The sequence below is a fragment of the Kroppenstedtia guangzhouensis genome, from assembly GCF_014637345.1.
GTDB classification, from domain to species: Bacteria; Bacillota; Bacilli; order Thermoactinomycetales; family DSM-45169; genus Kroppenstedtia; species Kroppenstedtia guangzhouensis.
In genome coordinates this window covers 36,999-49,590 of the sequence record NZ_BMEX01000008.1, presented here as the reverse complement: position 1 = coordinate 49,590, position 12,592 = coordinate 36,999, and the positions used below count along the sequence as shown (strand labels likewise).

The window sequence follows — 12,592 nt, the reverse complement described above, 5'->3', positions numbered from 1 at the left end:
CCAAATCAGAGTAGCCCATTAATTTCTCTTCCGATTGCACCCGGATTACTATTGTTGTTCGCTATAATATGAACATTTAATCCGGATTCTACAAATACCGCTGATTGTAATCCCACTCCGGGGTCGCTTCCGGTTATGAAATATTTAAATACGTTGTGGTCACGCTTTAAAATCCAGATCCCGTATCCATAGTAAAATGGATCAGCAATTTCTATGTGAGGGGTGAGTAGTTGATCCGTAGTTTCCCGGCTCAACAGCCGCGCATTTAATAAACCTCTCCAAAACTTGGACAGATCGTGAACGGTTGTAAAAGCGCCGCCGTCCGGACCGCCCACGATTGGAACGGAATAGATATTGGTCCTCCAGGTGTCATCCTCTTCACTGTCAATGTAACCCAGAGCTGTTCGTTCAGGGAGTTGATCCATGCGAAAATATCCTGAATCGAACATGCAGCAAACTTGGAATATATTTTTCTCGACATACTCTGTAAAGTTCAATCCTGTCACTTGTTCCACGATCAGTCCCAGCAAAATATACCCTGAATTGCTGTAAGAAAATCTGCTTCCTGATTGAAACTTCATAGGTTTACTTTGAAACATAGGTAAAAAATCTTTGGCGGAACGGATTGAATACATGGGTTTGCTCTTCCATAACTCCTCAAAGTCACTCATCATCTCTTCATCGAAATAATCGGGTATACCCGAACTATGGGTTATCAGCTGATGAATAGTGATTTTTGGATCAAAATGTTGAAAAGTGAAGTCCAAGCAATCTTTGATATATGTATCGAAGGTTAAAAGCCCTTTTTCAACCAGTTGGCAAATGGCCACTGAAGTGAAAATCTTACACCCGGATGCCATACCAAACTTCGTGTGTGATGTATTCGGAATCCGTTCATTCCGATTTGCATAACCATATCCCTGTTCAAAAATGGTGTTCTGATCATCATGAACTAAGATGACACCGGAAAATCGATTGCTTTTCCCATGTTCTTTTACTATTTCACCAATTTTCGCGGAAAGATCCATCAATATATACACCCTTTCTCAGGGCTGTTGATTAACCAGAAAATGGGCGCAGGGAAGGAGTTGTGTGCTACCAAAGCGACCTTTGTACCACAGGCACTACAGTCCGGATGGGCTGAAGCCCTGGAATTGAGGAAGCCATCCCACCCAGCGGAGAATCCGGAGGGAGGGGCGTTAGGGGCAACATGCTTCCTTGCGACACTTCGTGATAGGGCTTTGCCCCTGCCCTGACCGGAAGATTCGGAGCGGCCAGTCTTCACTTCCTTGCTGGATGGCAACCGGAGCGTGGTAGGACACGATCTCAACTCCCGAAATATGGATAACCAACACACCTGACCCTTTCTCATCATTTTTCTCCAACCCCCGTTTTTTCGGGCTGAAGTAGTAACAGAAACCTGAGATCCCCTGTTCCGATCCATTATAGGGAATCTTGAATCTTCCCCCATTTTATCACATTCTGAAAGGAGGACGACGCCTTTCGTTTCGATGCAGGCGGGTTTTCCCAATTTTACGATCGTATTTCAAATAGAGGGGAAAAGGAGACTGACTCAGATGGTTTGATTGACTTCAACTTTTTATCTGATAGCGCCGGAAAGTATCGTTGTCGTTAGTTCCATCGGCTCTCCCACACCGACGCGAATCGCCAAACCTGCCTGTGGAAAGAACTCATGGAACATCCGAAAACAAACCCTCTCTCTGAATGGAGGTGACAACATGAATCCGTTGCTCAACGGTATTCAGTCCGCCCTTCCCGGTTTGAAGATCCAAAGCATCCGGTCCCATGAGGAGGGTTGGGACTTCTACGTCCTGGAAGTGAACGAAGAATGGATCTTCCGCTTTCCCCGCCGTCCCCAACAGATGGAACGACTGAAACAGGAAGCCGACTTTTTGAATCAAGCGGCCCCGGATCTGTCCCTTGCCGTTCCCCACTATGAGGTGCTGCATCTGAGGGGAGCCCTCCCCTTCGGGGGATACCGGAAGCTGCCGGGAACCCCGCTGTCCACTGCCACTCGTCCCTTTTTATCCATCCCCCTCCGGGAGCTGGGACAGTTTCTAAGTGCCCTCCACCAGATGGACAACTTCCCGGATTTGCCGGGGGGAGCCAACTGGGTGGAAAAGTACCGTGAATTGGAGAAGCAGGCGGCAGAAGCACTGTATCCATCCATGGAAGTATCCCGGCAGGAGGAGTTGAAAAAGCTTTTTCAACATCTGCATCGGGAATTGGGGAAAACCCATCTCCCTCTCTGCCCCATCCACGGTGATCTGAGTGCCGCCCATCTCCTGGGAGGAGAACATCACTTGACAGGGGTGATCGACTGGGGAGATGCCTGTATCGGTGATCCAGCTCACGACTTTGCCGCCATTTGGCTGGAATTCGGGGAAAGCACCGCCCGGAGGGTGGCCCGTCACTACTCCGGGTTCATCGACTCCTCCTTCTGGATCCGGGCCGACCTTTACCGCCGCCTCGCCCCGGTTTACGGATGGTTGCACAGCGGGGATCGAAAAAACCATCACTTGACACCAAAAAACAAAACAGACCCCGGAACGTCCCAGGATTCGGAATTCGGCTGATATACTGAAAGTGATTCTGAACTTTATTGATACGTTATTTCCGACGACCCCTTTTCGTGTGAGGGAGGAAATCCTATGGAGGACTTACCCAAGGGATTGCATCCATAAAGCAGGAATAGAATTGGATCGGGCACATCCACTTCAGGAAACCCTGGTCACCGAATGGTTGGCCCGTGCAGAAGAAGGCCAAAGTGGAACAAACATAACACGGTGGTGATCCGCGTGAGTCAAAAAATTGTCCAGGTCAATGCCTTTACTGATCGTCCCTTCTCCGGCAACCCGGCGGCGGTCTGTATTCTGTCCGGCCCCCGGGATGAAGGATGGATGCAGACGATTGCCCGGGAAATGAATCTGCCCGGAGACAGCCTATCTGTACCCTGACGGAGACAGTTACCGCCTGCGCTGGTTTACCCCGACAGAGGAGGAAGACCTCTGTGGTCATGCCACCCTGGCCAGTGCCCACGTTCTTTGGGAAGAGGGACACCTGTCAATGGAGCAGGCCGCCCGCTTTCAGACGCGTTGCGGCCTGTTGACCGCACGCCGCCGTGGCGACCAGATCGAACTGGACTTCCCTGCGGAGCCAGTTCGTCCGATGTCTGACATCCCCGTTCCACTGCGAGAAGCCTTTGGCGATTGTCTCTGTTTTCTCGGCGCCAACCGGATGGATCATCTGATGGAACTGGCCACGGAAAGGGACATCCGCAAATTTGATCCGAACCATCCGGCTTTAAAGAGCCTTCCCATCCAACGGGGCCTGATCATCACCAGTCGATCGGAAAGCGATGACTTTGATATCATTTCCCGCTTCTTCGCACCGAATCACGGTATTCCTGAAGATCCTGTCACCGGTTCGGCCCACTGCGCCCTGGGCCCCTACTGGGCGAAAAAGTTAGGGAAAACGGAACTGCGGGCTTACCAGGCCTCCCAACGGGGTGGGTCGCTCAACGTCCGTGTCGAAGGAGACCGCGTCCGACTGGCCGGCCATGCAGTCACTGTCTGGAGAGGGGAATTGATGGAGGGTCTGTGACAGGTGGATTTTAGCATGGAGAAGGAACCAAATAAAATTAGACTTATTCCGACACTGTAACTTAGGGCGTGTCTGATCATACCATTGCTGGGAGCAGGCCTGTGTGACTGTCTCTATCTCTTGCAAAAAGCACGCGAGACAACGGAAGCGACCTCTTATGCGAGACATGTGCTCCCCTGAGTGCTAAAGCCTCTCTACACATCCCAACAAAATGACCAGATACCCTAAGCCATCTTCTTTTTTTCCGGAAAAGTGACAACCCCCCGCTTTCAGAGGCGCAACAGCCTGTTGATCCCTCGTCCCCGTGGAAATCAAATCGGATTTACAAGGTCAACCACTGCGGCGCCGGCGGGCAAGTTCCAAATCATGAGTCACAAGCAACACCGTTTTCCCTTGGGTGTGTAACTCCTCCAGCAATGAAAAAATATTGATCCGCATTTTTCGCGTCCAGATTTCCCGTTGGCTCATCAGCAAAAATATAACGGCTGTTTTTGGCAATCATCCGTGCAAAGGCCACGCGTTGCTGCTCACCCCCGCTCAATATGTACACCTTCTTCTTCTCGTACCCTTTTAAACCGACGCGATCCAAGGATTCGGCAATGATCCCGCCCTGATCTCCCCTCTTTTGATAACACAGAGCCAATGGGATATTCTCTTCCACCGTTTCATTGGGTATTAACGCATAGTTTTGAAAGAGATAGCCGATCGTGTGCCGGCGCAATAACATTTTCTCCCGTTTGCCCGGGTTCGTTTTACCCGCGATGATGATCTCACCGGCATCCGGTTTTTCCAACAAGCTGAGCATATATGAATCTCCCGCGCACCTCAGAAAATTATGGATTCAGATGCCCTTGAATTGAAGATGAACTGATCTTGATCAGTCCTGATGCACAATTGGCGCGGAAGACTTTTTTGCAAATTTGTTGAAAAATCTGGATATAAGCGTGAAGAAAAAACAAAATTTTAGATTTGTCATCCCCTGATGGTGTAAACTAAGCCCAACTTCTTTTTCCGGGAGGGGTTACACCATGGAACGGGTGGATCTGATCATCAATCCGATGGCGGGGCAGGGGCGGTTGTTGGAGCACCTGCCCCAGATCACCCGCCGTCTGAAGGAACATTTCCCATCTGTCAATGTCCTTCAGACGGAAGCACCGGGGGATGGAGCTAAATGGGTGAAAAACGAGGGCGGTGAAGCGGACTTGGTGATCGCCGCAGGCGGAGACGGCACCGTTCACGAATTGGCCAATGCCCTCTCCCTTCTTTCCGACCGGCCCCGATTCGCCATCCTTCCCGGTGGCACTTGCAATGATTTTTCCCGGGCCATCGGAATGGAGCAGGACATCCCTGCTGCTCTGGACCAGATTCTGCAAGGACGGGAGCGGAAGGTGGATGTGGGCGTGGTCGATGAGGAGCGATTTTTCCTCAACTTTTGGGGGATTGGCTTGATTACGCAAGTGTCAGCCCAGATCGACAGCAAAAACAAGGAACGCTACGGACGGCTCGCCTACTATCTGAGCGCTGTCCAAAATCTGCTCGATCCCCGCCCCTTTCACCTCTCCATCAACTGGGACGATGGAAGTTTTGAAGGGGAAGCCGCCATGCTGCTGGCCGGCAATGGTTCCTATATCGGAGGAATGCAGGGCTTCTTTCCCCACAGTCGCCTGGATGACGGCCAACTAGATGTGCTGGTGGTCAAGGAAGCCTCTCTGGACAGCCTCTGGTCCATGCTGACCTCTCATGTGACTCGGGAATGGCCGAAGAGTGACGACCTCCTCTATTTCCACACCCGGCGCTTCAGCATTCAAGCGGAACCTGCCCAGAGTATCGACTGTGACGGAGAGAAAGACGGGTTCACTCCATCAGAGATCCGGAGCCTCTCCGGTCACTTGACGATCTTGACTGGAGAGAATCGTACCGATAAACCAAAATAGACACAGCAAAACCGCTGCCGAAGATATTCGTGCAGCGGTTTCTTCAACTGTCCCTCCGTCTCCAATTTTCCGCAATATAGACAAAAAGGTTGACTTAAAGAAGAGAAACCGATATGACAAGAAAGAGGCCCATCAACAAGGGGGCATGACGCAGAATCGGATAGACGCCATTCCCCCACAGGCTGATGGATTACCCCTTTGCAAAGGAGTGGGACCTTTTTGGACAACTTGACGCACGGCTTGCTCGGTTATGCCGTTTACGCCGCTTCCGGAATCAAAGGAGCCAACAAAAAGGAACAACTCAGTTATGCAGCCGCTGCCGTCATCGGTGCGGAAATCCCCGATATCGAGGGATTTACCACCTTTATGGGACAGGAAATCTATCTCACTTGGCACCGGGGGATCACCCATTCCCTTCTCTTTTCTCCACTGATGGCCCTCTTGGCTGTGGGGATCGTCGCCTTGTTCAACCGTTCGATCCGTTGGGGGAAAGCCTGGCTGCTCGCCTGGATTGCCACACTGACCCATCTTCTCTCCGATTGGGCCAACACCTGGGGAACCGGACTGCTGGAGCCCTTTGTCGGAGAGCGATATTCCTTGGGTATCTTGCCCATCGTGGATCTCATCATCCTGCTGATTTTCGCCTGCGGTTTCCTCCTGAAACGGAAATATGGAAGGGTCCGCATCTTTCGCGGCGTCTGGGCCGCCCTGCTCCTCTATGTATCCTTGCAAGCGGGACACGCCGCCTGGCTGGAATCCCGCCTGACCGAAGTGGAACAAACCACTCCTGTCGCTCAACTGGTGCCGACCCAATATCAACTGGTCGCCAAAGACGGGGATCACTTTCATTATTACGTCGGCTCCCTGTTCACCGGGCTTCGCAAGATCGGGGAAAGCAAAAGCGAATCCCATCCCGCCGTGGAGAAAGCCCTGGACACCGATGGTGAAGCCCGGGCACTGGTCCGCTTTCTCTCCTTACACGGCACGGAAGTGGAGGAATCCGCCAACGGATATCGGGTCCGATTTTACGACCCCCGTTTCCGAATGCAGAGTCCTACCCTGTTAAGCACCCAGGTGATCGTGCCCAAAGAGTCCATCCCGCCCGAGACGTCTGATCCCTGAGGCCCCCCACTCCACCTCAAACAGATCCGGAGTGGTCAGTCTCTGCCATTCTTCAAATCCGTATCTCGCATCAAAATGATTGAGCAACCGTGTCAACAGGCCGCCATGGGTGATCACCGCCACCCGGGCGGCTTTGGTTTGGGCGATCTCTTCCAGGGCGGACAGTCCCCGGCTCATCGCGGTGTGGCCCGATTCACCTCCAGGCAGACAAGATTCAGATCGGCGAAGGCTTCCTGCAGCCTCTCCAGCCAATCCTCCCGCGGCTGACCGGCCAGGCACCCATTCCGACAACCGCTCATCCGTCTGAAGCGGAAGACCCCTTTTGCGTACCAAGGGGGCCGCCGTCCTCGCTGTCCGCCGGAAGGGACTGCTCCAGACGGCTTCCAGATCCAGGGGTGTCAAAAACTGCGCCAACAATTCAGACCGACGTTCCCCCTCTTTGGTCAAATCCGCTTCGGGGGATTGCCCCGTCGCCGCACCATGGCGTATCAGATAAATTTTCATCCCATCCCCACTCATAATCCACCTTTGAAAAAAAGCTACAAAATCGGCGACAGCAGCCTGGAGATCGATTCTTTAAACCTGATTTTGAGAGGGCGTTGCCGATACTCTTCCCATGTCAGCTCATGAGACTGTTCCAGATCCCTTTGAAAAATGGCAGACAGTTGTATGGCAGTCGGTTGGTGATAAAAAAAGGCGTTCACTTCAAAATTGAGGCGAAAACTCCGCATATCGATATTGGCCGTACCCACCGAACCGACTTCCTCATCGACGATAATGGTTTTGGCATGGATAAATCCGTTTTGATAGACATAAATTTTGGCCCCGGCTTCCAATAATTCTCCGATATAAGAGTAAGTCCCCCAATAGACAAACATATGATCCGGCTTGTCGGGGATCATCACCCGCACATCCACTCCGGACAACACCGCAATCCGCAGCGCATCCAACAGACTGGCATCCGGGATGAAATAGGGCGTTTGAATCCGGATGGATCGTTTGGCCGAAGAGATCATCTTGATATAACCGTTCTTGATCTGCTCTTCCTCGGAGTCGGGACCGCTGGTGACGATTTGGATCGCCACTTCCCCCGCGAAGGACTCTTCCGGAAAATACCGGTCCGAATAATGAATCTCCTCTTTGGCCGCCTGGTTCCAATCCAGTATGAACCGCGTCTGCATCGCATGAACCGCTGTTCCTTTTACCCTGAGGTGCGTGTCCCGCCAATAACCGAACCTCGACTTCAATCCGAGGTATTCATCTCCCACATTGAAGCCCCCGACGTAACCGATTTTTCCATCGATGATGGCCAGTTTCCGATGGTTGCGGTAATTCAGGCGAAGGTTGATAAACGGGATGGCGGAGGGAAAAAAGGCTTCCACTTCCCCTCCGGCTTTCAACAATTCACGAAAGGCCCGTTTGGACAATTTTCTCGATCCCAGATCATCATACAAGACACGCACCTTCACCCCTTCTTTCGCTTTTTGGGTCAAGGTGTGGATCAACCTTTTTCCAAGACGGTCATTGCGAAAAATATAATATTGCAGGTGAATGTGGTCTTCGGCTCTTTGAATATCCCGGAACAGGGCGTCAAACTTTTCCTTCCCGTCCGTGATCATCTCCACACGATTGTCCCGGGTTAATACCGCCTCATTATTGATTAAATGCATATAAATCTGATCCCGGTACTTCTCAAGGACAGGGTCGGAAAACCGAAACTCTTCATCCCGCAAGGACTCGATCTGTCCCGAGATCAGATGTTCAATTCCGATTTTATTGAGATCCTCCCAGTCAAACAATCGCTTCCGACTCAGATTCTGACCGAAGATCAGATACAGTATAAAGCCCAGAAAGGGAATGAAGAACAAAACCAGCAGCCAGGCCCAAGTGGAACCGGCATCCCGGCGCTCCATAAAAATTACAATCGCAGCAAAGAAAAAGTTCAAGACAAACAAAACGCTCAACAAAATACTGAGAATATTCATCTGTATTTCGTGCAGGATGCCTCCTCAATGGCGGGAGGTGTGCACACCGACATCAGGACGTGTCCGATAAATCTCTCGACCGAGCCGGTCGGGATTGGGCTTCACATGGCCTTTTCGTTGTTCTGAACTGCCCAAATCACTCCATGTGCCCCCTCCCTCTGTTGCTCTCACAACGTCTCACATTCCACGGAAACTTGAATCACACAGACGCGCCCCAGCCCACGCTTTCCCTGCACTCCCTCCTTTCCTGTTCACCCCCGGTCAGCCCTTGGCTTCCTCAGACTCCAGATGCTCCCCGCGATTCACTTCTTCCACCCGCCACCTGCTCTCCGGGTGATAAACCAGAATGGAAACCGCAGTATTCCCGATCCTATTTCGACCCGGTCCGTAACGTCCGTCGCTGACCGCCTCCAACACGGTATTGATGCTTCTGCCGTGACTGACCACGGCCACCCGTTGTCCGGGGTGTTCACGACAGATCCCACCCAGAGCAGCCATCATCCGTGCCCGAATCTCCTCTGTCGGTTCCACTCCGTATTTCCCCCCTCGATTCCATACTGTCTGCCAATCTTCAGGATACTGCTTCTTCAATGATTCAAAGGACAACCCCTCCCATTCCCCCAAATAACGTTCCCGGAGGGAAGGAAAGGTGTGAACTGACAGGTTTCTCCCGGCGATCACCTCTTCCGCCGTTTGTACAGCCCGTTGCAGATCGCTGGCATACATCCCGTGAAAGTGGATTCCCCTCAGATACTTCCCCAGACGGCGAGCTTGCTCCAACCCTGTCTCCGACAAAGGAACATCTTGGTGTCCCTGGATTCGTCGTTCCCTGTTCCAGAGAGTTTCGCCATGTCGGATCAGGTAAATGGTTGTTTCCATATAATCCCCTTCTTTCATGAGTCATACCGGAATTTTTTCTTTTCCGGATCCCAACTCAATTCATAGGTTTTCACTGTCCGCCCCTCGCCGTTTAACTGATCCACCGTCAACATCCGAATCCGCTTACCATCCTTTCGCTCTTCTTCGAGCAGGAGAAGCCGGTATCGGGCGCGGGAGTCCTTGGATATGGAAGGATCGAGCAATACTTGCTCATCCCGGACCAGTCCGGCGGAGTTTCCCCGGAAATGCACCTTCCCTTGTGCATCCAAAATCACAAATCGATCCACTGTACCACTGAGCCGGGGGGATTCTCCGGGCCCGCTTGTGGAGAAACTCCCTCCCCGTACCGCCAAAAAAAATTCCGGCCGGTTCCGGGAATCAGCCTTCCCCCGAAACGCCACCCGTGCTCCTTTTCCGAGAACCGTTTTCAGCCGTTTTTTCAGCCGCCCTTCTGTCCAATCCGGATTGAGCAGGGAGGCATCCAAAGTATACATCAATGGCCTTGGATCCTGGCCTTTAGCATGGGCGGAAGCGACCACAGTCCACTTTTCTCCCGGTGACGGGGAGGAGCTGACCAACCACCGGGAGCTTAAGCGCTCCCCTTTTTTCAGTGGAAACCGGGCCAACTCCCAACGGTCCCCGCCCTTTTCCACCTTGAGGACTGCGGCGCGGTCCACCTGTTTTAAAGTAAACTTCAGCGACTGTTTTCCCGGCGTCCGGATCTCCTGGTGGGTTACATGGTCTTCAGGCGTGGTCGGCACTTTGATCCGATAGCCCAAATCCAGGGTCTCCTGGGTCAAAGCCAACAACTCCTCTTCTTCACTCCGCGAAGAATCCAGTTTGGCTGACGTTGAGGAAGCATCCCTATTTTTGACTTCAGCGGGAGCATAAACCGTCTCCTGCACCTGGTGCGTGCCTGTGTGAAACAGATCCACACGATAGGCTTTCGCCCGGGAATTATAAACAATTACAGCCGCAAAAGTGCCATCGTAACTGTATCCGAGCAAATAGGGCCAAACCTGGGTATATTGGCGAAAGCCTTTCCTTTTGATCAATTCTTTCAATGGAGGGACCACCTGATCGCTGTAGGGAACAAATCGCTCCGCTCTTTTGTTACCTGATCCGAAACTGTTTTTTTGCGAGGAAAGAGCCGGTTTCACACCCTGACATGCTGTCAGAACTCCCGCCAGAAGAAGCAACAGGCAACTTTTCATCCAACGCGGCATACTCCACACTCCAATCCCCGGATTTATCTTTTTACAGAGATCTGCCGTTGTTTGTATATAATGCCTGTAAGTATAGATGTTGGGATCACCGTCACCATCGTATCGCGCCGGTCGCAAAGGGTCAATCCGCAAATGAAGGGCCGTTTTCCCGGTCACTGATCACTTTCAAAGAAGGGAAATGCGAATAGAAAGCATTGCCGGATCAAAAATATAAGAACCAACGAATTGGAGAGTCGCCATGAAACTGATGCTACAGGCAGGGAAAGACCTTTGCCTCCACCTTTTCCACTCCCTTCATGCACAAGCTTTGCACCGGCTGGTGGAAGCAAATCGTTCCCATCTGGAACCCTGGCTTCCCTGGATCCGGACTGTGAAGGGAGTTCAGGAGATTGAGAGATATATCCGACGGAGCCGGGCCGCCTTTGCCACCGGACGGGAGGCCCATTTCGGGATCTGGCACCGAGGAGTGTTGGGCGGTTCGGTGACGGTGGAAAGAATCGATCCCCACAATCAGGTGGCGGAGATCGGATACTGGCTTGGACGGGAATTGACGGGAGATGGTTTGATGACCCGATCCGTCCAAAGAGTAAGCACCTACCTCTTTCGGGAGCGAAACATCCACCGGATCGAAATCCGGGTGGAAGCCGCTAATCATGCCAGCCGCCGGGTGGCCCAGCGAGCAGGCTTCCGGGAAGAAGGTATCCTCCGTGAGGCCCTTTGGACGGATCCCGGAAGGAGCGACTTGGTGATCCACGGTCTGCTCCGATCGGAATCTCCATCAGATTTGTGATCTAGGGTGTGTCCGATAAATCTATTGCCGGGGGCGGGATTGAGTTACACATGCGGCGCCTAAGTTCTGACGATCCAAAAACGCTTCATGTGAAATCCAACCCTCCCTGTGATGAATTTTTTTATAAGAAAAAGCCCGTCAGCGCGGGCTCATTTAAAATCGGTCACGGTAGTAACCTTGGTTTTTCCATTGGCATTCACTGCCTGGAAGACGGCATTATGAGGGGTGAGTGGCTTTTTCCGTTCTACGAAATCCCCTCTCCCCTGATACTGAACATAGCGCTTCACCCGATCGTTTTTGACAAACACCAGGAGGTTCTCCCCCTCCTTTAGATCGGATGCGAGCTTTTCCCCCTCCGACCATTGAAAACCTAAGGCCTGGTCGATTTCCGTCCCTTTGGTTCCCGGTCCAAAAATATAGAAACGATCCCAGGAGAAACGGGTGACATAGTTCATGCGCAGGATCCCGTTTCCCAGCCCCCCGTTTTCACTGGTCTCCAACCTTTCCACCGCTTTATCCAAGTCTTTTTCCAGGCTGGGTTGGGTGAGCTGGTTTCCGCAGGCCACCAACAGCAGAAAAAGGGTGGCCACACCGATGGATCGCAGTATTTTCAACCTCGGCCCCTCCTCTACTTCTCATGTCGTACCTTTCATTATACAACAGGCGGATCTCCCGGCGTTCCCCCAACTGTGGCAAACCGGAAACAGATCCAGCCCCCCTAGAAATTGACTTTCTCATTCCATTTTTGCTTTCGTTGTTGTACAGTGGAGAAAAAAAGTGAAATGAGGAAGCGGAATGACTGAAAAACCGAAACGTCCCAAGTACTGTCCCATCTGCGGACAGGAAAATGGTTGCGGGCGGGGTGAGCGTCAGGGAAGCTGTTGGTGTACCCGAGAGTATTTTCCAAAGGGGATCTTTGAGTGGGTGCCGCCGGATCAACTGAGAAAATCATGCATCTGCATAGACTGTCTGAAAAGGTATGTGCGGGAGAACCCTGCAGACACAAACACACACTCTCTGCCGTGAACCTCC

Annotated in this window: 14 protein-coding genes; 7 read left to right on the top strand and 7 right to left on the bottom strand. The window is 52.1% G+C overall.

Going from position 1 to position 12,592, the window contains the following annotated elements; all coding sequences use genetic code 11:
* Positions 1 to 5: 5 nt before the first annotated feature.
* A complete protein-coding gene (locus tag IEV46_RS11615; RefSeq protein ID WP_188432725.1) occupies positions 6 to 1,028 on the bottom strand; it encodes a serine hydrolase domain-containing protein in 1,023 nt (340 codons plus the stop codon).
* 711 nt (positions 1,029 to 1,739) lie between these two features.
* Between IEV46_RS11615 and IEV46_RS11610 the strand changes: the two genes are divergently transcribed.
* The 3 genes from IEV46_RS11610 (at position 1,740) to IEV46_RS11605 (ending at position 3,624) form a co-directional block, all read left to right on the top strand.
* A complete protein-coding gene (locus tag IEV46_RS11610) occupies positions 1,740 to 2,597 on the top strand; it encodes a phosphotransferase (RefSeq protein ID WP_188432724.1) in 858 nt (285 codons plus the stop codon).
* Positions 2,598 to 2,819: 222 nt separating this feature from the next.
* Positions 2,820 to 2,978: a PhzF family phenazine biosynthesis protein gene (locus IEV46_RS18505; protein WP_308420304.1), complete on the top strand. Its 159-nt coding sequence runs from the start codon at positions 2,820 to 2,822 to the stop codon at positions 2,976 to 2,978.
* Positions 2,947 to 3,624: a PhzF family phenazine biosynthesis protein gene (locus IEV46_RS11605; protein WP_308420305.1), complete on the top strand. Its 678-nt coding sequence runs from the start codon at positions 2,947 to 2,949 to the stop codon at positions 3,622 to 3,624. The genes IEV46_RS18505 and IEV46_RS11605 overlap by 32 nt, the downstream gene beginning before the upstream one ends.
* 364 nt (positions 3,625 to 3,988) lie before the next feature.
* Here IEV46_RS11605 and IEV46_RS11600 read toward each other — a convergent pair whose 3' ends face one another.
* Positions 3,989 to 4,429 carry an ATP-binding cassette domain-containing protein gene (locus tag IEV46_RS11600; protein ID WP_229736064.1) on the bottom strand — a complete coding sequence of 147 codons (441 nt, stop codon included), beginning with the start codon at positions 4,427 to 4,429 and terminating at the stop codon, positions 3,989 to 3,991.
* 223 nt (positions 4,430 to 4,652) lie between these two features.
* On the opposite strand from IEV46_RS11600, the gene IEV46_RS11595 reads away from it, so the two are divergent.
* Positions 4,653 to 5,558, top strand: coding sequence for a diacylglycerol/lipid kinase family protein (locus IEV46_RS11595; RefSeq protein ID WP_188432723.1), 906 nt, complete (start codon positions 4,653 to 4,655; stop codon positions 5,556 to 5,558).
* 219 nt (positions 5,559 to 5,777) lie between these two features.
* Positions 5,778 to 6,680 carry a metal-dependent hydrolase gene (locus tag IEV46_RS11590; RefSeq protein WP_188432722.1) on the top strand — a complete coding sequence of 301 codons (903 nt, stop codon included), beginning with the start codon at positions 5,778 to 5,780 and terminating at the stop codon, positions 6,678 to 6,680.
* On the opposite strand, the gene IEV46_RS11585 is transcribed toward IEV46_RS11590, so the two are convergent.
* The 4 genes from IEV46_RS11585 to IEV46_RS11570 form a co-directional block, all read right to left on the bottom strand.
* A complete protein-coding gene (locus IEV46_RS11585) occupies positions 6,621 to 7,184 on the bottom strand; it encodes a histidine phosphatase family protein (RefSeq protein ID WP_188432721.1) in 564 nt (187 codons plus the stop codon). The two genes, IEV46_RS11590 and IEV46_RS11585, sit on opposite strands and share 60 nt — an antisense overlap.
* Positions 7,185 to 7,219: 35 nt before the next feature.
* The gene (cls, locus tag IEV46_RS11580) at positions 7,220 to 8,665 is read right to left on the bottom strand and encodes a cardiolipin synthase (RefSeq protein WP_188432720.1); all 1,446 of its coding nucleotides are present in this window, start codon (positions 8,663 to 8,665) and stop codon (positions 7,220 to 7,222) included.
* Positions 8,666 to 8,926: 261 nt separating this feature from the next.
* Complete coding sequence (locus tag IEV46_RS11575) at positions 8,927 to 9,544, bottom strand: histidine phosphatase family protein (RefSeq protein WP_188432719.1); 618 nt, start codon at positions 9,542 to 9,544, stop codon at positions 8,927 to 8,929.
* Positions 9,545 to 9,558: 14 nt separating this feature from the next.
* Positions 9,559 to 10,770: a hypothetical protein gene (locus tag IEV46_RS11570; RefSeq protein ID WP_188432718.1), complete on the bottom strand. Its 1,212-nt coding sequence runs from the start codon at positions 10,768 to 10,770 to the stop codon at positions 9,559 to 9,561.
* A gap of 238 nt (positions 10,771 to 11,008) precedes the next feature.
* Here IEV46_RS11570 and IEV46_RS11565 point away from each other — a divergent pair, with 238 nt between their 5' ends.
* Positions 11,009 to 11,560 (top strand): GNAT family N-acetyltransferase, encoded by a 552-nt coding sequence (locus IEV46_RS11565; protein ID WP_188432717.1) that lies wholly within the window; start codon positions 11,009 to 11,011, stop codon positions 11,558 to 11,560.
* Positions 11,561 to 11,709: 149 nt separating this feature from the next.
* Here the strand turns inward: IEV46_RS11565 and IEV46_RS11560 are convergent, their stop codons facing one another.
* Positions 11,710 to 12,174 (bottom strand): hypothetical protein, encoded by a 465-nt coding sequence (locus IEV46_RS11560; RefSeq protein ID WP_188432716.1) that lies wholly within the window; start codon positions 12,172 to 12,174, stop codon positions 11,710 to 11,712.
* A gap of 181 nt (positions 12,175 to 12,355) precedes the next feature.
* On the opposite strand from IEV46_RS11560, the gene IEV46_RS11555 reads away from it, so the two are divergent.
* A complete protein-coding gene (locus IEV46_RS11555; protein WP_188432715.1) occupies positions 12,356 to 12,586 on the top strand; it encodes a cysteine-rich CWC family protein in 231 nt (76 codons plus the stop codon).
* Positions 12,587 to 12,592 lie beyond the last annotated feature (6 nt).